The sequence below is a fragment of the Bacillota bacterium genome, assembly GCA_013178125.1.
Classification (GTDB): Bacteria; Bacillota; SHA-98; order Ch115; family JABLXJ01; genus JABLXL01.
This window is the reverse complement of record JABLXJ010000007.1, coordinates 14,120-33,937: the sequence shown is the minus strand read 5'-3', so window position 1 is coordinate 33,937 and position 19,818 is coordinate 14,120. Positions and strand designations below refer to the sequence as shown.

The following is a 19,818-nucleotide window of genomic DNA, read 5'->3' as shown; positions in this document are numbered from 1 at the left end:
GGCCGGCATCATCACCAGCGCACTGCACCCACTGCCGGGAAGCTCCGCAGGGCATCCTCGATCTCCTTTTTGATCTTGTCCAGGGCATCCCCGGTTTTAGCCTCGGCGCGGACAACCAGCTCGGGGCCGGTATTGGATGCCCTGACCAGGCCCCACCCGCTGGGGAAGATGATGCGGGCGCCATCGATGTCTATGACGGGGTAAAGGGCCTTAAAGTGCTCCTGGATGGAGCGCACGACGTTGAACTTCTCGCGGTCGGGGCAGGGCACCCTGGTCTCGGGCGTCGCAGGGTACTTCGGGACGTCGCCCAGCAGTTCCGAGAGTGTCGCATCAGTGTTGGACAGGATCCTTAGGAGCCTTGCTGACGCGTAGAGGGCGTCGTCAAACCCATAATACTCATCGGCGAAGAACATGTGCCCGGACATCTCGCCGGTAAACACGGCTCCGATCTCGCGCATCTTGGCTTTTATCAGGGAGTGGCCGGTCCTGTAAAACATCGGCTTTCCCCCGAGGCGCTCAACCTCCTCAACGAGGGCCTGGGAGCACTTGACCTCGATGATGGCCGTCGCCCCGGGGTGCTTGGGCAGGATCTCCCGCCAGAAGAGCACCATGAGGCGATCCCCCCAGATGATGTCGCCCTTTTCATCCACCACGCCGATCCGGTCTCCGTCCCCGTCATAGGCCACGCCCAGGTCCGCGCCTTGCGATCGCACAGCGTCGATGAGGGCGCCCAGGTTTTGGGGCCTGACCGGGTCGGGGAAGTGGTTTGGGAACCCGGGGTCGGATTCGCAGTAGAGTGGGATCACATCGCAGCCGAGCTTGTGCATGAGGTCGCCGGCGAAAAACGATGCCGTCCCGTTGCCGCAGTCCACGGCGACTTTGAGGCGGCGCGGCCCGAGCTGGATCTTCCCGGCAAGCATTGATATGTACGCGTCCCTTGGGCCGGCGGTTGACACGCGCCCGCGCCCATCTCTTGCGAAATCCCCGCTCTCAGCCAGCTTACGCAGGTCCTGGATCTGCTCGCCATAGAGCGTCCCCGGGCCGAAAGCCACCTTGAATCCATTGAATTCAGGTGGGTTATGGCTCGCCGTTATCATAGCCCCGCCGTTTATGCCGTAGAGAATCCGGGCGTAATAAAATGCGGGGGTTATGACGACCCCTATGTCAAGCACGTTGCAACCCGTCGATGTGATCCCGTCCACCAGGGCATCGCGGAGCCTCGGTGACGATATCCTGTTGTCCCTCCCGACTATGGCCTCCTTCTCTCCTGCATTCTGAAGGAAGGTCCCGATCGCCTGCCCCAGGGTATATACTACATCGGATGTCAGGTCTCTCTCGGCTACACCACGGATGTCGTATTCCCTGAATATCTCGGGGTTTATCCTTACTTCTACCGCTGCCAATGCTTCTACCCCCTTGCAAGACTTCTTTCCCATAGCCACACGCTTATAAGGCTACCTTCCCATGGTGACCTGGACCTTGTGGGTTTTCCGGTCGGAAACGGGCGGGAGCAGGTTGCCCTCGAAGGGTTTGCCATCCATTACCACCTGTTTTACGCCCCGCGACACGCGCTCGGGATTTGCTACCTCTATATCATATGTAGCTTTTCGAAATGGGCGCCGGATCGTGAATCCCTCCCAGTCAGGGGGGATAACGGGGTCAACCCTCAAGCCCCCGTATTCCGGCCTGACCCCCAGAATCCAGTCGAGACACGCCTTTAACATCCACGCGGCAGTCCCCGTGGTCCAGCTGAACTCGCCCTGGCCGAAGAATTTAGAGTCCGGCCCGTAGACGTATTCGCAGTAAATGTAGGGCTCGACTTTATATGTATCAGGGTCCTTCCCCCGGGTGATGAAGGAGGACCGCTTGAAAAGGTCGTAAGCGCGTTCACCCCTGCCCAGCATAGCCTCGGCTATAACGGCCCAGCAGACGGGGTGGTTGAATATCGTGCCGTTCTCCTTGACCCCGGGGCTGAACATGGTTATGATACCTATGTGCGGGTCCGGCTCGGCGTATGCCGGCAGGAAGATCGCCGGCCCGTACCTGGTGTCTAGGTGTTTCCGGGCCGCCTCCATGCATGCGAGCGCCCGTTCGGGCGGCGCTGCGCCCGAGAGGACTGCCCAGCTCTGGGCATTTAAGTAGATGCGACCATATTTATTCCTCGAGCTCCCGAAGAGCTCACCCTCATCCGTGGTCCCCCGGGCGTACCAGGCGCCATCCCAATAGAACTCATTGATCTTGGCGATCAGCTTGTCCCTCTGGGCCCTGTAATCCTTCACCAGGGCCTGGTCATTCCTTAACTCGCAGATGTCGATCATTTCCTTGAGCATCCAGCACAGGAACTCGGCGGTCATCACGCTTTCGCCCTTGCCTTCCTCGCCAACCTGGTCGAGGCCGTCATTCCAATCGCCGGCAACCATCAAGGGGATGCCCCGGGGGCTCGTATGGAAGATGGTAAACTCTATAGATTTCCTGAGATGATCGAACACCGTGCCCTCTGTCCCGTCGTAGTAGGGCACGAGCTCCTCGAGGAAATTGAAATCCCCCGTTTCCTTCAGGTATTCGGCGGTTGCAAGGACGAGCCACAGCGCATCGTCGGAGTGGCCGGTACGGGGCCCGGTATCCGTTATGGGGTCCCAGTTGTGGAGCGTACCCCCGTCGCGGAACTGATGCCTTAGGACCTCCCTGAGCTTGGCCCTGGCAAGCGGGGGATCGTTGGGAAGGACGCCCAGCAAGTCCTGGGAGGTATCGCGCAGCCCGAACATGGAGCCCCCTCCTATATAGTAGGAGCTCATGCGGGACCAGTTAAACGTCACCCATGATTGGTATTTATTCCATATATTTACCGAAAGGTCGAAATCAGGATCAAGGGTTGAGACCACCACACGGTTAAGGTAATTATCCCAGAAAGATTTCAGGCGGTCAAGCTCCTCAGTGGCGTTCGAGGTATCCTGGAATTTCCCGGCGAGCGACCCGATGGCCTTTTCGTCATCAGGCGCCCCCATTATGATGGTGAAGGCCTGTTCCTGGCCCGGCGATAGCTCGACCCTGCCCTGCAGAACGCCGACGGCGTCCCGGCCGAAGCCATCGGAGTTTGCGCATTGCCCCCGCTCAACCACAACTGGGTTCGCCAGGGAACGGTAGCGGCCGACAAACTCCTCCCGCAGCCCGTCGAATCCGACCACGGGAAGGCTTGTCGCAATAAAGGCATGGCGGTTCCAGGGCATGTGGGGTTTTGCGGCACGGTGTCCCACGTCCCATAGCCCCATCTTGGCTATGATGGCGCCGACGCCCTCATCGAACCCAACGGACTTGAAAAGGCTGGCGAAGCTCGTCTCAATGAGGTCAAAGCCATAGCTCCCGAGGCACCATTCCACGTAGGTGAAGACGCTCAAACGCCGCGGCTGGCTCGTTGTGTTTTTGAGGGAAACTAGCCAGATTTCGACGTCATCATCCAGGGGCACGAAAAAGATGATTTGCCCCTCGATGCCGGCGTTTTTTGAGCTAATTTGCGTGTAGCCCATCCCGTGCCGGCACTCCCAGGTTTCATAGGGATGCTGCACCGGCTGCCAGTTGATGCTAAAGAATTCGCCGGTAGCCTCGTCGCGCACGTAAACATATCGCCCCGGCCGGTCGGTCATGGTCATTTCTCCGGGGTAAGCCCGGGTTATGCGGTTATAACCCGAGCTTCCAACGAAGGAGTAGCCTCCGCCTGTATGTGAGATCAGGGCACAGTACCTGCCATTCGTCAGGTAGTTTGCCCAGGGGCGCGGTGTGGCCGGGGTGGTGATAATAAATTCCCGTCCGTCGCTGGAGAAATTGCCGTAATTCAAGGAAAGATCCCTCCTAACCACGCAGGCTGTGTCTATAGAAACCGAGCTCGTTTACAACGCTTCTAACACCATAGGTGTGACGCGCGATGCGCTCAGCCTCTATCCTCTGTTCAGGGGTCTCGACCTTGCCACGAAGGAAGGCGGTTCCGTCGAGGCAGTTGACTGTAATCGGACAGTGGCTCAGGAAACCATCCTCCTTGATGGCAGAGCCGATTCGCTTGCAGAGCAAATCATCCTGCAGCTTCATTTCGCTTCACCTCCATTTCACGTAGTTTCAGGTAGGCAAGCATGTAGGCCAGTAGGGATTCAGCTCCCTGGTTGAGATTCGCCCCGTCTGGAGTTATGCCATCGAAGCATCCCCCCGTGCCTGGGTCATAAAGGTGCACCCCTATGGAATTCCTGCCCAGAAACCAGGCGAAGGCGTCTATCGCTTGAGAATAGTAAGAAGAATCCTCTGTGGCTGAATAACCTGCCAGGAAGGCCTCCACCATAAGCCCTGCGTCGACTGGCTGCTCGTCAAATTCCGCCGGCCTCGCCCCTTTGAGCCACCACCCGTGGTTCCCTATCACCTTGAGCTTGCCACCCTTGAACATTGCACTTGAGAGGAAGTCGAGGCTCTCCCTGGCGATCTTGAGGTATATATGTTTCTCGCTCGCCATATATGCAAGAAAGAAGGCCTTTGAAAATGCGGCGTTACAATAGGTCAACCTGTCTTCGAACCAATGCCACTTCTTCTTTGCGTCAGAGGCACTGCGGTAAAGTTCAACCAGGGAATCCGCCAGCGTGCACATTAAACTATATATCTTCGGGTCTGGATGCTCATAGTGCAGCTCGGCCAGCCCCGCGATGCAAAAGGCCATAGCCCTCGGGGCCCTCAGGCTCGACACCCACGGGAGAGCTCGCTCCAAGAGCTGGTTCGCCAGCCGCGCGATGCCGCCGTGCGCTCGTGTGCGCGCTGCGAAGCTACAGGCATGAACGGCGCGACCGAAGGAATCCTCCGATCCCTCTTCCTCGAGAAATTCGCGCGTATACCCCACAAAGTTGCGCCACTTCCCTGTTTCGCGTTGCGTGTAAGCCAGGAAACCGATGTACCTCACAGCCAGCTCGAGCAGCCTGGTATCGCCTGTCAGATCATACAATTGTAATGCCGCCCTCAAAGCTCGGGCGTTATCATCGGTAGTATAACCGCTTTCGTAATCGGGTATTGAAAATACAGAGTGTTGTATCATCCCCGTACAATCGGTCAATCTGAAGAGATGGTCAAGGTTGAGTTTCGGCATCGGCAGGCTGGCGTATTCTGCCGCCTGTCTTCTCATTTAAAGGTCACCAACCTTCCCAGAGAGACTCTCTTCTGCTGGTGCTGCTCACGGCGGGCAGCAAGGGTTATCCTGATATTATTCTGATATAGTTGCAGCAGCTGTCCCCAGGTGCACTTTCTTGGCCATTATGTTCTGGAATAGAATCTCGTGGAGCCCCGCGACAGAGGGCCAGCTCATGTTGCGCCCAAAAGCGCGGGTTTTGCGTTCGAGCTCCCGCTGTTTGCCGGGCGTATTCAGGATATCCAGTATACATCCGGCTATAGACTCTGGATCCTTGAAATCGGCAAGGAGACCCCGGTTGCCCGCGAGCATTTCCTCGGCATAGAAGTACGGCGTCGAGACGATCGCCTTGCCGAGCGCTACCGCGTAGGCAAGCGTCCCGCTGGTGATCTGCTCCTTGTTTATGTATGGTGTAAGGTAGATGTCCGTAAGCGCGAGATATTCAAGGAGTTTGTCCTTTGTCAGGAACTCATCAATGAATCTCACGTGATGCTGCAGGTCCAGCCTGGTTATCATCTTATATAGCGACATGCGATACGCCTCGCCCATCTGGCGTTGAACCACGGGGTGCGTCTGCCCGATGACCAGGTAAACGACATCGGGGTGTTTCTTTACGACGGCCGGGAGGGACTGGATAGCATATTCTATGCCCTTCCCCGGGTTTATCAATCCCAGGGTTGAGATGACTTTGCGCCCGTTGAGGTCGTATTTTGACTTCAAAGCCTCTCTACGCATGGGCCGCATGTTTGGGACGCCATGCGGGATAACCGTGATCTTTTTGGGGTCGATGCCATACACCTTTGCCAAGGAATCGCGGGCCTTTTCTGCCATGACAATAAGGACCCTGCTAAACCTCGCTATTTCCCGCAAGACGTTTACGATTTCGCGTTCAGGATTTATTTGAACCGTGTGAAGGGTCACGACGACTGGCTTTTTCACGTTCGCAAGGAAGTCTAAAAGGTAGGCCCCGAACTTCCCGCCGAAAATGCCGTATTCGTGTTGAACGTGAACAAGGTCGGCATCTGATTCGTTGACCAGCAGGGCCGCCTTTACATAATCCTGCCTCCTCATCTGGGATATCTCCGCGACAACCTCGGGGCCGTAGAGGTATTCTTGCACATCGCTTATAGCTATGACCTTTGATGACTCAGGCCCGTTTCGAGCGATCATCGCTTCAATGAGATCAGCGGCAAATATCGCTATTCCGCATTTTCGCGGGGGATATGTCGTCAGGTAGATAATGTTCACACTATCACCTCCAATTAGCTCTCAGCGATAGCCATGGATCGAAGCTCTCTCCCATCTTCCACGGTGTAATTCTCGCCAACGATCACCCTGTCTAGGTGGGCCCGCGAGCCGATCCGCGTCCCGGCCCAGATGACGCTGTTCCTCACGTGGGTTCCTTCCCCGACCACCACGCCCGGACCCAGCACCGTCATCGGCCCCACTACGGCGCCAGCGTTCACTACGCACCTGTCCCCGATTATCACAGGTCCATGGATCCTCGATGTCGGATGCACATGAGCCTCGCGCCCGATTATCACCTGATCTCGCTGGTCGCCCAGGGATATGGCACCACCGCCTGGGTTATCATTTGCAGTAGCGATGCCAGTTGCGGTGCCAGCGTTGTTCCTCTTGCCCTGGATCTCGAGGTTGAGCTTGCCCTGGAAAATATCCGCGTGGAGGGCCAGGTATCGTTTGTGGGTTCCTAGATCCATCCAGTAGAACCTGGAACCGTAACCATAAACCGGGACGCCCTCATCGAGGAGGGAAGGATATACTTCTCTCTCGAGGGATACGGGCCGGCCTCTCGGTATCCGCTCTAGGATATCGGGTTCGAATACATAAACCCCGGCATTTACGAAGTTGGTGGTGATCTGGTCTTTTGACGGCTTTTCGATAAATTTCAGGATGCGGCCATTCCTGTCCATCTCCACGGCGCCGTAGGCCGTCGGATCGTCAACCCATGTAAGTGCGATCGTCACCCTTGCCTTGTTCTGTTTATGGAAATTCACGACGGACGTAAGGTCCAGGTCAGTGACTATATCAGCATTGAAAACCAGAAAGGTATCATCTAGAAGGTGCTCCGCAAACCGGATAGCCCCACCCGTCCCAAGTGGAGTTTTCTCGACGACGTATTGCATTCGTATCCCGAAGGCGCTGCCGTCGCCGAAGTAATTCATTATGATCTCGGGACGGTAACATAGACTGCAGATAACCTCCGAGATATTATGCCTCTTGAGGAGGCCGAGGAGATGCTCCAGCCAGGGACGGTTTGCTACGGGAACCATTGGCTTCGGCAGGTTGTAGGTTAGCGGGTGCAACCTCGTCCCGAGCCCTCCAGCAAGCAGTAGGGCTTTCACACGGCATTCCCCCAATCTTCCTTAATTGCATTATATTGGAATATGGAGTGAAATCCTATTTGCCCGGCAATCGAATGATATCCAAATCCAGGTAGAAATATTCATGCTAAAGGGTTATAGCCCCGATATTAGAGCCCCGATTAGGAACAAACGGGTTTCAAGGACAAAGTTCTGAGAACAAATTAAGAACAAAAAGGGCACCTTTGAGCAAGGTTTGAAACCTACTCCCAGGTGCCTCTTCATCCCCGTTTCCTCTTCGTTAGCGCTCTCCACGTGGATGTGAATCTACACTTACATGTTTATGTCGAGTTCGAGAAGGCTGCCAAAAGCTACGGGCGCGAGAATACTATAAAATTTTGTAATCAGTTTAGGGACCTGAAAGCACTCGATCCCTTTTGCCCGCTGAACGGCGAAAAGCTGGCTTTTGTAGTTAGTTAATAATTAGCTACTATAGTTTTTTTAGACTTCTCTCGGAGCGATCAAAGTCAGTGATAACTAAACATGGCAATCCTGGGAGAAGTATCGACCAATTTAATTATAATGGCTCTATATACCATAGTCAAGCTCCCCCGCCTCCGGTTCCCCCGTTATCTTGGGTCCCCCGTCTCGAGATCGGCAGGATATGGTCATTAAGGCAAGTCACTTTTTTGTCCCTGCTTTTATGCTTAGTCCTTATGCTTATTCCTGTCTTACTCTATATTCTTATGCGGGCTGCAGTTAGAGAATGCCCGGTTCCGGCCAGCCTGTCCCACCTTCTCGCTACAGGAAGACTATCGGCGTGGTCTCGATTCGTGCGTTTTGCGAAAAATAGCAGGAAAGTCTCGAGACCTCGTCGAATATTTATAATACTGCGACCAGTGAGAAGAGTTTGGGGACCCGCAAGCCGGCTGGCCTGAGACGATGCAGACACGGCACAGGGGACAGGAAAATAAAGTGGCATGAACTTGTGGCGTAAGCTTGTGGTTGAACCGGGGTACCGGGGGACCTGGAGGAACGAGATGGAAGCAGATGAATGAGATTGAAGCAGATGAACCGGAAAGCCGGAAAGCAAAGGGGGTGTAAGTTGAATGTACTGGCTTGCCCTGGTTATCGTCGGACTTGTAATTAGCTGGATTGCGACGGTATGGTATGCTAAAGGCAAGGCAATAAGTGGGGGTTGGGTTACCCTCCTGATAGCCAGCCTGATTGGAAGCTGGCTCGGAGATGTCATCCTGGGTAACTGGGGATGGATGCTAAAGGGCTACAACGTCATCGCCGGTATCATCGGCGCGCTGATTATCTCGTGGCTTTGGACCCTTGTTGCTCCGAAGGCCGGAGCCCAGACGGTTAGCAAGTAGAAAACCTGAGCTATAGAGTCGCATGCCTGTGTCGCCTGTGCCGTCTGCGCTGCCTTTACTGCCTGTGCGGTCGCATGCCGGCTCAGCGGGGTCCCCCTTCTAGAGTCCTCCCGTTGCCCGGGCCCTTTTCGTAGTCGAAGAGATAGAATCCATCGCAGTTTATCACATGTGTCCCGTCAATGGTGGTCACCCGCGACCTGTCGCTTGTGTAATTCAGATGTACGTGCCCGTGGAGGAAATACCTGGGCTTATATGACTTGATGAGCCACCTGAACACTTGAAAGCCCCGGTGGCATACATCGGACATGTCGTGGATCTCCAGTGGGGGAGCGTGCGTTAAGATTATATCGACCCTGCGGTTCAGCAGCAACCGCGGGAGAACCTTAATGACCTTCAAGCGCATATCCCACTCGGTGTACTGGACCGCCTCGTTCGTATATGGTTTTGATCCCTCAAATCCCATGATCCGGAGTCCCTTGTAGGTCACGATCCTGCCATCGATGTTTATGCAGCCTTCAGGCTTTCTGACATCGTAGATCAGGTCATGATTGCCCCTCACGTAGAAGAGGGGCACGTTTATCATGGTCGTCAAAAACGAGAGGTATTCAGGCGCCAGGTCGCCGCAGGATAGAATAAGATCCACCCCGCTGAACCGCTTCTCGGAGTAGTGGTCATAAAGCAAAGCCTCCTCGCGGTCGGCTAAGGCCAAGATTTTCATCTTCAACCAGCTCCACCTCGATATTACCCGGCACTCAGGCTGGCATTTAGACCTGACTCGCCTGATCCCGGCCGTTCCCGAAAGCATCCCCGAAAACATCCACAAACTTAAATTTCATGGTGTCCACGAGCCCACGATTGGTGATACGAAGCTCCGGTAAAACAGGGAGCGAGAGCAGGGCCATTGTCATGAAGGGGGAAACAAGGCGACAGCCTAGCCGGCGCCAGGCTCCCTCGAGCTCCTCGACCTGGCGCGCTACTTCCCGCACGGGCTGGTCGGACATGAGGCCCGCGATCGGTAGCGGCACCAGGGCGAGAACCTCCCCGCGGTTTACGGCGACCATGCCTCCGCCACATTCCGCCAGGGTGTTGGCTGCGAAGGCCATGTCTTCATCCGTCATCCCGACCACGAGAAGGTTGTGGCTATCGTGCGCGACCGTGGATGCAACAGCCCCTTCCTTGAATCCAAAGCCCCTGACGAACCCGAGCCCTATACCCCTGTCCCCACGGTGCCGCTCGATGACGGCGACCTTTGCAACACCATGCTCTGCCGAGGCGCTGACTTCCTCCTCACCGGTGCCGGGGTTGTTACGCACGGAGAGCTCGACCAGGACATGCCTGGTTCCCACCCTTGCCTCGATTACCTCTATTGCCCTGACGGTGGTGAAATGGTTACCGTTCGTTCTGCGGGCGAGGTTTGCCTCGTTTGCGGGGGTCCGCATGATAGGCCGTATGATAAAATCCTCCACCCTCAGTGGTCGCGCAAGGTGAACTGAATGGGTCGCCAGCTCGGGATAAGTGACGTCCGGCAGCGGCACGAGCAATTCCCCGTTCTCGGCGACAAGCTCGCCGTCGGCGATGACCTTGTCCACTCGCATGCTTGCCAGGTCCCTGACGAGCAGGATGTCCGCGCACCTGCCCGGCGATATACTGCCAAGGTCCCTGCTGAGGCCGAAACAGTCGGCAACATTTATCGTGGCCATTTGAATGGCTCTTACGGGATCAACGCCTTCCTCGATCGCGCGCCGGACCACGTGGTTCAGGTGGCCGAGGTTGACCAGCGTGTCAGGGTGCATGTCGTCAGTCACGAGGACCGCGTGCCTCGTATCGACCCTCGTCTCCGTCACGCTCTTGATGGTCGCCTTGACGTCGTGCCACGCTGAACCCTCGCGCATCTTGGCGTACATGCCAAGCCTGAGCCTGACGAGGGCATCCTCCTTTCGCGTGGACTCGTGACACGAAGCGATCCCCGCCGCTATATATGCCTGCAGGCCTGTCCCCGTTTCAGGGATAGAATAGTGCCCGGTGACAACCTTGCCTGCCCTGAGGGCCTCCGCTATCTCGGCGTGAACGCCTTTGTCTCCCGCCAGGACTCCCGGGAAATTCATCATCTCCCCGAGACCGATGATGCCCTCCCAGCGCATGGCTTCGCGGATATCTCCCGGGCCGATGGTGGCGCCTGCGTCCTCGAAACCCGGCGCCGCCGGCACGCACGATGGCATTGTGGCGTAGACCTTGAGGGGAAGGCCCCTTCCCTCATCCACCATCAGTTTTACTCCCTCGACGCCGAGCACATTTGCAATCTCGTGCGGGTCCATAAAGATTCCCGTGGTGCCATGCGGCAGGACGGCGCGCGCAAATTCTGTGACCGTGACCATGCTGCTCTCCACATGGACATGGCCGTCGAGCAGGCCGGGCACCAGGTAATAGCCCGTGGCATCGAGGACCCTGGTCCCCTCCCCGATGGCGTGGGTCGCATCGCCGACCAGGACCACTCGTCCATGCTTGATAGCGACGTCGACGCCGTTCATGATCTCGGCGGTATTGACGTTTACAAGATTCCCACCCCTGATTACGAGATCCGCCTTCACTCGGCCCGTCGCCGCCGCGACAAGATCTCGAGTTATCTCCGATAATCTTTGACGTTCCATGATACTCCCACCCCATGCTCCGCGTCCGCGCTCTTGATATCCTCCTGTGGCAGGTCAAACGCAACACCGGCAACCCCTAGGACATTCTGGTAAACTGGCATAAATTTAGGAACCTACACTTAGGATCTCCTTATTATTCTCTATTATTTTCTATTTTCCTACCTCCACTCAGCCAAATCCATCTCTAATGAATCTATTAGTTGGATCCGTCAGTTGAGTCCACTCTGAAGCCGTTCGCCTCGCGGGCCTTCAGCACCTCCTCCTCTAGATACTCCCATATCTTCGTAAACAATTCAAGGAAGAGAGGGTTCCGCCTTATCTCCGTAACCCGCCGCGGCCGCGGGAGGTCGATGTCCACTATAGCCTTGATCGTCCCGGGATGGGCGGTCATTACGAGCACCCTGTCGCCGAGGGTCAGGGCCTCGTCTATACTGTGCGTGATGAATATGGCGGTCTTCTGGCTCCCCTCCCATATCTTGAGGAGCTCCTGCTGCAAGAGGACCCTGTTCTGCTCATCGAGCGCACCAAATGGCTCATCCATCAACAGAATCTGGGGGTCGTTGGCAAAAGCACGCGCCACGCTCACCCGCTGCTTCATCCCGCCCGAGAGTTGGTGCGGGTAGGAGTCGGCAAAGGCCGCCAGGCCGATCTTCCTGATATAGTAGTCAGCAATTGAATTCCTCAGCTTCTTGTTGACACGCCGCATCCTCAAGCCATATGCGACGTTTTCCCGCACCGTGAGCCACGGGAAGATCGACTGTTCCTGGAAGACGACGGACGAGAGGGGCCGTGTGTCATCCCCAAAGTTCACAGTCACGGAGCCAGATGTTTGTGTTTCGAGGCCTGCGAGGATCCTTAGCAATGTTGTCTTGCCGCAGCCGCTCGGCCCCACGATACACAGGAATTCGCCTTCATAGACGGCAAGTGTGAGGTGTTGTATTGCGGTTACCAGCCCCGTTTTCAAGTGGAATACCTTGCCAACATCCTCCATGAATATCTTGACAGGTCGCATACCAGGACCTCCGCCCCGATCAAACGGATACCGGCTTTCATGTGTTGGGTCCTGGCTTGGATCCGCCGTGTTTTGGGTTGTCTCTGGTGGGTTCCAGATTGTCGGATTTTGAATCGCCATGGCTTATGAAACCCTCCTCGGCCCCTATTTATAATCCTTCCAGGGGATGGCAAACCTTTCAAGCCAATCCAGGGCGTTGGAGAATATATATCCAAGCGCCGACATATCGAGCAGCCCCACGAACATCCGCTCTATATCAAACATGTCGTATGCCCGCCATATCATGTAGCCGACCCCGGCGCGCGCCGCAGATAGCTCTGCCGCCACTATGAGCAGGAGGGCCGTCCCCATACCCAGCTTAAATCCGGCAAAGATCATGGGCAATGCCCCGGGGAGCGCTACTGTAAGATAAAAATCCCTACGCGAGGCGCCGAAGCTCTTTGCGACATCGAGATAGATCGGCTCGATATTCAGGACGCCGGCCATGGTGTTGATGAGGACGAGATAGAAGACGCCGACTGCTATAGTGACCACCTTTGATGTCTCGCCGAGGCCAAAGACGAGGAGTATGAGGGGCATTATGGCGAGTTTCGGTATGGGGAATGTCGCCGCGACCATCGGCTCAAGCGCCGCCCGCACAGGCGGGAAGAGCCCCATTGAAAGGCCGAGGATCACCCCGGCCCCCCCGCCGATGAGGAAGCCTATGATGATGCGCTGGACGCTTACGAGGGTGTGAAGGAGGAGCTCCCCCGATGTAAGCAGCGGGACGAGTGATTTGAATATGAGGGAGGGGGCGGAGAAGAGCCGTATGTCGATGATCCCCGCCCTGGAGAGCGCCTCCCATAACGCGAGAAGCAGGAGCGGCGAAAGGAAGGAGAGTAGTGAAAGGCCGGCGCTCCTCAAGCTCCCATGCCTTGTGTCCGTTTCGGAGGTTTTGGCGGTCCTTGCGACCTTGGCTGTTTCAGTATTGATGCTCATGTGCTATCGCCCCCTCGTCACCCGGCATATATGTCCAGCGGGTAGGTGCGCCTCCACACCACGCCGGAAGGGTGGTGACCTCTTTGCCGTCTAGTCCTTGCCGTTTATGCCGTTTAGTATTTGCCCAGTACCCTCAAGGCGAAGTCCACATACTGATTGTCCACAACATCTTCCACCTTGAGTTTCCCCTTGAGGAGCCCCCTTGCGATATACCAGTCGATGTCCATTTCTACCCCTTTCATCCTCACATAGCCATTAGGGTTCAGGCCAGCCGGGTACATCCTCTCATATACTTCGGGATCCCTTACAGTGGAGGTTTTGGCCAGGATCTGGATTATCTCATCCCTTCCCTTATTCTTGATAAAGGCATCATTGTAGTCGCGCAGAGCCTTGATATAGGCTACCATGAAGCGGTTTGCTACCTCAGGCCGCTTTATCATGCTAAGACCATATACCAGGAGCGCGGTCTGGGCGTGGGGATCATATTCCGATGGGTCTTTCCACCGGTCGATGATCCCCTTTTGAACCCCCTGGGCCACAAAAGGCTCGATGAGCATGGCGGCATCGATGCTCCCATTGCCGAGCGCAACCAGCATATCAGGGAAGGCCCTTATAACCTGGAGGTCTACGTCCTTCGTGGACATGCCGCCTGCGGCCAGGCACCGGTCGAGGGCGATTTCGTCGAGAGACGCCGTGCCGACTATAGCAGCCTTTCGCCCCTTGAGGTCCTTGAAGTCTTTTATCACCCCGACCAGGTCTTTGCGGATGACGAGCCGGTAATATCCCATGCCCGGGATATTCGTGCCCTTGTCGGCGACGATCTTGATGGGGATATCGCGGAGCATTGCGTTGAAGAGGCCGGCCGCTGTGACTGTGCAGCCGACATCGAGCTGGCCTGACGCGAGGAGGTTGATCATCTCCTGTCCCGAATTGAACTGGATTTCTTCGATCTTGATCCCAAGCTCCTCATAGTACCCCTTATAGATGCCGATGAGGAGGCCGGCATCGGATGGAGCCCGTTTCATTCCCACCTTAACCGTTACCGGCGGCGAGAGTGGGGCAAGCTTCTTGCTCGTCCGGTCTGCCCCCAAAGTGGACCCAGCGCCAAGAAACGCGAGCGATAGCGTTAAGATCAAGCTCACCGTCAAGCTCATCGCGATGAATCGCCTCAGGGTTTTTGCCGACAACCTATTCAATTGACTGACACTCTCCTTTCTTTAATTCTCCTCGTTTGAATTTTCCTCATTTGTCCAGGGCGGCATGCACAGGCTTCCGCCATTCATACGACACACTATTATATGAATCATGAAGGCTTTTTGACTTGGGTTTTCTCATCCCATGCTATATGGCCGTATAATAGAAAATGACAAAAGAAAAGGCCCCGGTTCCCCGGGGCTCTCTTCATCGTCTTTAGACTTAAACTTATGGTCGAATATCGGGCGCAAACTTGAAGATTCGCCGGAAAGATGGGGTATCACCAGATGACTTCCACCGTATACAGGCTGATTTGCGGGTCAGCGGTCAGGATGGGCAGGTTTTCTACCTGGGCCTGGGCGACGAGAAGCCGATCAAAAGGATCCCTGTGGTGATATGGAAGACTGTAGACATGCAGGGTATGACTCAGGTAAACAGGTAAGATGCTAATGGCATTGGCGGACAGCTGGGCAGGGATAAAAGACTCTAGCTCGTCTGTTAGATGCAATTTACCGAGCCGAGCTTTGATTGCTATCTCCCAACCGCTGGCGGCGCTGAAGAATAGCTCATTCTCCCCGTCTGAGATTACTTTACGGGCGTGGAGCGACAGGCGGGGATCATCTGTGATCCACCACAAGAAGGTATGTGTATCCAATAACGCTTTCACTTTTCAAATGCCTCTAGGATGGATTCAGGGAGCGGTTCATCGAAATCGGGGGAGAGAGTGACCATCCCCTTAGCTTTCCCCGGGACGCGCCGGGCCGGTGGCTCCATCACTGGGGTCAGTCGGGCAATAGGCTTGCCAGCTTTGGCAATGATGATCTCTTCACCGTTTTTCACGCGAGCTAGAAGCATTGAAAGCTGAGTCTTCGCTTCATGAACATTCACGCGGATAGGCATCTAGATTCACCTCCGACATGATCAATATAAACTAAGTTATTAGCTAAGTCAACAACTGAAAATCAGGGTTAGGACTGAAAATGGCCTTTCACGCATTGCGATTATCAATGGATGGCTAGAAAAGTGGCGGTAAGCTTTGAATGAGATCGTTGATTTCTCCCATTCTATGCCAATATGGTGCGGTGAAATCCCGGAAAGTGGCCACCGTGCATGGTCAGATTGGCAACTGCTGGGGAATATCAACAGTCTCTTGAATACTTACTTAGAGGAAACTTGCGGTCTACGGCGAATAACTTCAAGTCAAGGGGTATGCCCATATTAAACGGTGCAACACGCGAGGTTCTATTCTGCTAGTTCGGGGAAGGGGGATTGGATTATATTGGGGGAGGAATCTCTGTGCGAGGTATGTCAGTGTATAAATTCGGCTTTGAGGCTGGAGGATGCCCTCGATATTATCGTGCGAAGCGCCGTGGAGAGGCTCAGGCTCAAGGCGAGCTCCATAAGGCTCCTCGACCCGCGGCACGAAACGCTCCATATATCGGCAGCCTATGGCCTCAGTGAGGTCTATATCTCCAAGGGCCCCGTCAAGCCGGAGAAGAGCATTCTCGATCGGGAGGCCCTCTCCGGCAGGCTCGTATATGTAGAAGATGCCACACAGGACCCGAGGATCCAGTATCCTGGAGATGTGAAGAAGGAAGGCATACGCTCTATACTGTGCGTGCCCATCATGCTCGAGAATAGGCCTATTGGGGTTTTGCGTGCCTATACTGGGGAAGTAAGGCAGTTCACGGACAGCGAGGTCGAGACCCTGGGTATTTTTGCGAGCCAGGCCGCTGTTGCCGTCCGCAACGCCCGGCTCTATCGCCGCATGCAGGTCCTCTCGGAGATAGCGAGGCAGATTGGATTGACCTCCGAGCTATCCGAGGTTTTGAATCTACTCGTAGAGGGCGCGGCGAGGGCGATGGGAGTGAAGGCGGCATCATTGAGGCTCCTCGACCGGTTCGGTGAGAGGCTCACTATAAGCGCGGCGTACGGCCTGACAGATGAGTATATCGCCAAGGGCCCCGTTGAGGTCCACAAGAGCGTTCTAGATTACGAGGTAGTGCTCGAAAAAAAGCCGGTTACGATACACGATGCCACGCTGGATCCGAAATTCCAGTACCGGCAGGAGGCCGAGCGCGAGGGGATTCGCTCGGTGCTGTGCGTCCCTCTGATGGCCCGCGAGAAGGTCCTGGGCGTCCTCAGGGTATACACGGGAGTCCCTTATGAATTCTCCCAGGATGAAATCGAGTTTCTCGCTGCCCTCGCAAACCTCGGGGCCCTGGCCATTGAGAATGCACATATGCACAAGCAGATGAAGGATAGCTACGAGCGCCTGATGGCCGATGTCTCATCCTGGCGTGACTGGGATAGCTGGGGGACACGGTAGTGGATACTGCCCCCGGTCTTGATCTTGGTCGCCCATTTCTTGGTTATCCAGCCCAGATTTCCTTAAAATGCTAGCAAAAATATTGACAACTTCCTGACCGTTGCAGGAGGAGAAAACAACGCGAAAGCGAATTATGATTCTTAGAAACTTAACTAAGTTAGGTAAGTAACTGAGCTGGTGCGCAAGACCTCCTGATCAAGACCTCCTGATGTGGTGGGTCCTAAAAGGGGTGGAAATAAAAGGGCGGAAATCTATGCGTGCTAGGCTTAGGTTCTGTAATGAAGGTTGGGTGCTGATGGATCATGGTCAAGTTAGAGCCGGGGACTCCCGCGACCATAAGGGATAACAATAGATATCTGGTCCTCCAGGTAATCGAGAGGCAGGGGCCGGTATCGCGCGCTGAGCTATCCAGGATAACGCAGATAAGCGAACCGACTATATATTCGATAATCGACCATCTTATCTCCAAAGGGCTCGTCAGAGAGGTTGGCATGGGGCAATCCACAGGCGGGAGGAAGCCCATCATGATCGAATTCAACCCCGAGGCCGGGCTTGTGGTTGGGGTCGATGCTGGCGGGACGAATATCAAGATGGGTATATCGGATCTTGGCGGCAGGTTCCAGCACACACGCAAGATCCCCACAAAGGAACTGGGTTTCGGTGCAGAGGTCGTGCCCGGCATCGCGAGGGCCGTACGTGGCCTTATGGCCGAGTCAGGTATTCCACAGGAGAAGGTGCTGGCAGTTGGCGTCGCGGTGCCTGGCGTCGTTCATCCTGAGACGGGTGAGGTATCCCTCTCACCCCAGATGGGCTGGGTAAGCATACCATTCAGGAGGCTGCTTTACGAAGAGCTTGCGATACCCGTCGTGGTCGAAAATGATGTTAACGCGGCGGCGCTCGCCGAGAAGCATTGGGGCGCCGGCCAGGATATGAGCGACTTCGTCTTTATCGCTATTGGCACAGGCGTCGGCGGTGGGGTGATAATAAACGGTGAACTCTACAGGGGTTATTCCTACGCCGCTGGCGAGGTTGGTTATACTATCACCAATCTGAGCTGGATGAAGCGTGAAAGCTCGGAGGGGTTTGGGTGTCTCGAGACCTTCACGGCCGCTCATGGTATCTTGAAGAGGGCGGCTGAGCTCTGGGGGACGCGGGCCGGTGGAGGAGAGACTGCGCCCGCAACGGTTGAGGAGGTATTTGAACTTGCCCGAGCCGGGGATGAGATAGCTCGAGGGTTGGTCGAGGAGGTTGCGGATCACCTTGCGGCCGGAATTATCAATATTTCTGTCGTGTTGAGCCCACAGGCGGTGGTGATCGGGGGCGGCATAGCAAATGCCGGTGATGTGCTGCTTCAACCCGTCAAAGAGAGGTTGCAGCGTATATCCCCGATCCGGCCACAGATCCTGCTCTCGAAGATGGGTGCGGATACCGGCCTCATAGGCGCGGCATCGATTGCGTGCAGGACGGCGAAGCAGGGTTTGCTGTCTATCTAGCAACTATCTACCTAGAAAATAGACATTACCCCAGCTAAGGCCATTTTCATTCCCTGCTGGTGCCGCTGAAGGCGGCATGGACGTCTATCTAGTAATTAGGTTGTTAATTGGGCTGTGGAGAGAGGAATGACGGAGGTAAGGGACTACTATGACGGGCTATGAACGGATTATGTCGGCGATCGATCGAAAACCTGTGGACCACATTCCTGTTTTTCCCCTGGCCATGACCTTTGCCGCCAGGTATGCTCATGTGTCCTACAAGGATTATTGCCGTAGCCCCAAGGTCATGGTCGACGCTCAGATCGCCATGGCCCGGGATTTGGGTTTCGATGCCGTCCACCCCACGTGCGACGCGGCCCGGGAGGCAGAAACCCTGGGTGCGGAGGTCCTCTACCCCGAGGATGATGTGCCGTCCCCTGTGGCGCCTCTCATCACATGTGATGCCGACCTTGCGCGCCTGAGCATGCCTGATCTTCGGGGCCAAAACCGGATGAGAGACCAGATAGACACGATCAGGCTCTTGAAGGAACGCGCCGGTGGAGAGCTTGCGGTTTTTGGGTGGGTTGAGGCACCATTCCAGCTGGCTGCCATTTTAAGCGGGGTCAATGACTTCATGATGAAGATCGTGATGGAGCCCGACCATGCCCGGAAGGTGATCGAATTTTGTGCTGAGCTTTCCACGCAATTTGGTCTCGCCCAGGTGGAAGCAGGCGCCGATGTCATCGGGGTCGGGGACGCCGTGGCGAGCCTCATCTCCCGCGACCACTACCTGGAATTCTCGCTTCCCTATGCCGCGGCCGTCATCAAGAAATTGAAAGAACGCGGCGTGCGGGTGAAATATCATATCTGCGGCGATAGCAATCGTCTACTCGACCTCCTGCCCCGAACGGGGGCTGATATAGTAAATCTCGATTCCCACGTGGACCTGGCCGTGGCGAAGGCCGCGATAGGCGACAGGGTCTGCATAAAGGGCAACCTGGCGCCGGTTCTCCTGCTCAACGGGACAGAGGAAGAGGTGGCTGGTGCGGTGAGGAAGTGCATCAGCGCCGTGGGAGATGCCAGGGGTTATATTTTTAGCCCGGGGTGTGAGGTGCCGAGGGATACGCCTGTTCAGAACGTGCGGGCAATGGTGGCGGCCACGGGGCGGAGGCTGGCATAAGGGGGGTGCTGCAGGGGGGCGAGTGCTAGTAATATGGGTAAGTCGAGTAGTTGGGTGGTAAGTTGGGTGGAGCGCAAAGTAGCCATGTGGCGAGATATTATCGAGACATCAAGATATTATGATGAAATATTATGATGGCGAGGTGTAAGGGTG

At 55.7% G+C, this 19,818-nt stretch carries 17 protein-coding genes; 4 read left to right on the top strand and 13 right to left on the bottom strand.

The features are described from left to right. Positions 1–11 precede the first annotated feature (11 nt). From HPY71_07710 to HPY71_07685, 6 genes are all read right to left on the bottom strand, one after another. Complete coding sequence (locus HPY71_07710; protein ID NPV53394.1) at positions 12–1,436, bottom strand: phosphomannomutase/phosphoglucomutase; 1,425 nt, start codon at positions 1,434–1,436, stop codon at positions 12–14. Between the two features lie 18 nt (positions 1,437–1,454). Beyond that, positions 1,455–3,833, bottom strand: coding sequence for a glycosyl transferase family 36 (locus HPY71_07705; GenBank protein NPV53393.1), 2,379 nt, complete (start codon positions 3,831–3,833; stop codon positions 1,455–1,457). 13 nt (positions 3,834–3,846) lie between these two features. Beyond that, positions 3,847–4,080 carry a BON domain-containing protein gene (locus tag HPY71_07700; protein ID NPV53392.1) on the bottom strand — a complete coding sequence of 78 codons (234 nt, stop codon included), beginning with the start codon at positions 4,078–4,080 and terminating at the stop codon, positions 3,847–3,849. Then, entirely contained in the window at positions 4,064–5,149 is a 1,086-nt protein-coding gene (locus tag HPY71_07695; protein NPV53391.1) for a glycosyltransferase, read from the bottom strand. Before HPY71_07695 ends, HPY71_07700 begins: the two co-directional genes overlap by 17 nt. Positions 5,150–5,227: 78 nt before the next feature. Beyond that, a complete protein-coding gene (locus HPY71_07690; GenBank protein ID NPV53390.1) occupies positions 5,228–6,400 on the bottom strand; it encodes a glycosyltransferase in 1,173 nt (390 codons plus the stop codon). A 14-nt stretch (positions 6,401–6,414) separates the two neighbouring features. Next, positions 6,415–7,515, bottom strand: coding sequence for an NDP-sugar synthase (locus HPY71_07685; GenBank protein ID NPV53389.1), 1,101 nt, complete (start codon positions 7,513–7,515; stop codon positions 6,415–6,417). Positions 7,516–8,582: 1,067 nt separating this feature from the next. Between HPY71_07685 and HPY71_07680 the strand changes: the two genes are divergently transcribed. Continuing rightward, positions 8,583–8,852, top strand: a complete 270-nt coding sequence (locus tag HPY71_07680; protein NPV53388.1) for a hypothetical protein — start codon at positions 8,583–8,585, stop codon at positions 8,850–8,852. 82 nt (positions 8,853–8,934) lie between these two features. Here the strand turns inward: HPY71_07680 and HPY71_07675 are convergent, their stop codons facing one another. From HPY71_07675 to HPY71_07645, 7 genes are all read right to left on the bottom strand, one after another. Further along, the gene (locus tag HPY71_07675; GenBank protein NPV53387.1) at positions 8,935–9,570 is read right to left on the bottom strand and encodes a metallophosphoesterase; all 636 of its coding nucleotides are present in this window, start codon (positions 9,568–9,570) and stop codon (positions 8,935–8,937) included. A 46-nt stretch (positions 9,571–9,616) separates the two neighbouring features. Beyond that, positions 9,617–11,500: an adenine deaminase gene (gene ade / locus HPY71_07670; protein ID NPV53386.1), complete on the bottom strand. Its 1,884-nt coding sequence runs from the start codon at positions 11,498–11,500 to the stop codon at positions 9,617–9,619. A 196-nt stretch (positions 11,501–11,696) separates the two neighbouring features. Further along, positions 11,697–12,512, bottom strand: coding sequence for an ABC transporter ATP-binding protein (locus tag HPY71_07665; GenBank protein NPV53385.1), 816 nt, complete (start codon positions 12,510–12,512; stop codon positions 11,697–11,699). Between the two features lie 144 nt (positions 12,513–12,656). Next, positions 12,657–13,490 (bottom strand): ABC transporter permease, encoded by an 834-nt coding sequence (locus HPY71_07660; protein ID NPV53384.1) that lies wholly within the window; start codon positions 13,488–13,490, stop codon positions 12,657–12,659. 113 nt (positions 13,491–13,603) lie between these two features. Then, positions 13,604–14,644, bottom strand: a complete 1,041-nt coding sequence (locus HPY71_07655; GenBank protein ID NPV53383.1) for an ABC transporter substrate-binding protein — start codon at positions 14,642–14,644, stop codon at positions 13,604–13,606. 320 nt (positions 14,645–14,964) lie between these two features. Continuing rightward, entirely contained in the window at positions 14,965–15,351 is a 387-nt protein-coding gene (locus HPY71_07650) for a type II toxin-antitoxin system VapC family toxin (protein NPV53382.1), read from the bottom strand. Continuing rightward, a complete protein-coding gene (locus tag HPY71_07645) occupies positions 15,348–15,584 on the bottom strand; it encodes a type II toxin-antitoxin system Phd/YefM family antitoxin (GenBank protein ID NPV53381.1) in 237 nt (78 codons plus the stop codon). Before HPY71_07645 ends, HPY71_07650 begins: the two co-directional genes overlap by 4 nt. Before the next feature lie 379 nt (positions 15,585–15,963). On the opposite strand from HPY71_07645, the gene HPY71_07640 reads away from it, so the two are divergent. The 3 genes from HPY71_07640 to HPY71_07630 all read left to right on the top strand — a co-directional run bounded on the left by HPY71_07640 (position 15,964) and on the right by HPY71_07630 (position 19,665). Continuing rightward, on the top strand, positions 15,964–17,013 hold the full coding sequence (locus HPY71_07640) for a GAF domain-containing protein (GenBank protein NPV53380.1): 1,050 nt from the start codon (positions 15,964–15,966) through the stop codon (positions 17,011–17,013). Between the two features lie 302 nt (positions 17,014–17,315). Further along, the gene (locus HPY71_07635; protein ID NPV53379.1) at positions 17,316–18,506 is read left to right on the top strand and encodes an ROK family transcriptional regulator; all 1,191 of its coding nucleotides are present in this window, start codon (positions 17,316–17,318) and stop codon (positions 18,504–18,506) included. 148 nt (positions 18,507–18,654) lie between these two features. Beyond that, a complete protein-coding gene (locus tag HPY71_07630; protein NPV53378.1) occupies positions 18,655–19,665 on the top strand; it encodes a hypothetical protein in 1,011 nt (336 codons plus the stop codon). The last annotated feature ends 153 nt before the right edge of the window (positions 19,666–19,818 follow it).

Excerpts from the sequence above, each read along its gene's own strand:
- HPY71_07680 (NPV53388.1), top strand. The coding sequence starts at position 8,583 with ATGTACTGGCTTGCCCTGGTTATCGTCGGACTTGTAATTAGCTGGATT.
- HPY71_07700 (NPV53392.1), bottom strand. The coding sequence starts at position 4,080 with ATGAAGCTGCAGGATGATTTGCTCTGCAAGCGAATCGGCTCTGCCATC.
- HPY71_07660 (NPV53384.1), bottom strand. The coding sequence starts at position 13,490 with ATGAGCATCAATACTGAAACAGCCAAGGTCGCAAGGACCGCCAAAACC.
- ade (NPV53386.1), bottom strand. The coding sequence starts at position 11,500 with ATGGAACGTCAAAGATTATCGGAGATAACTCGAGATCTTGTCGCGGCG.
- HPY71_07665 (NPV53385.1), bottom strand. The coding sequence starts at position 12,512 with ATGCGACCTGTCAAGATATTCATGGAGGATGTTGGCAAGGTATTCCAC.
- HPY71_07675 (NPV53387.1), bottom strand. The coding sequence starts at position 9,570 with ATGAAAATCTTGGCCTTAGCCGACCGCGAGGAGGCTTTGCTTTATGAC.
- HPY71_07645 (NPV53381.1), bottom strand. The coding sequence starts at position 15,584 with ATGCCTATCCGCGTGAATGTTCATGAAGCGAAGACTCAGCTTTCAATG.
- HPY71_07630 (NPV53378.1), top strand. The coding sequence starts at position 18,655 with ATGACGGGCTATGAACGGATTATGTCGGCGATCGATCGAAAACCTGTG.
- HPY71_07655 (NPV53383.1), bottom strand. The coding sequence starts at position 14,644 with ATGAGCTTGACGGTGAGCTTGATCTTAACGCTATCGCTCGCGTTTCTT.
- HPY71_07635 (NPV53379.1), top strand. The coding sequence starts at position 17,316 with ATGGTCAAGTTAGAGCCGGGGACTCCCGCGACCATAAGGGATAACAAT.
- HPY71_07695 (NPV53391.1), bottom strand. The coding sequence starts at position 5,149 with ATGAGAAGACAGGCGGCAGAATACGCCAGCCTGCCGATGCCGAAACTC.
- HPY71_07710 (NPV53394.1), bottom strand. The coding sequence starts at position 1,436 with ATGGGAAAGAAGTCTTGCAAGGGGGTAGAAGCATTGGCAGCGGTAGAA.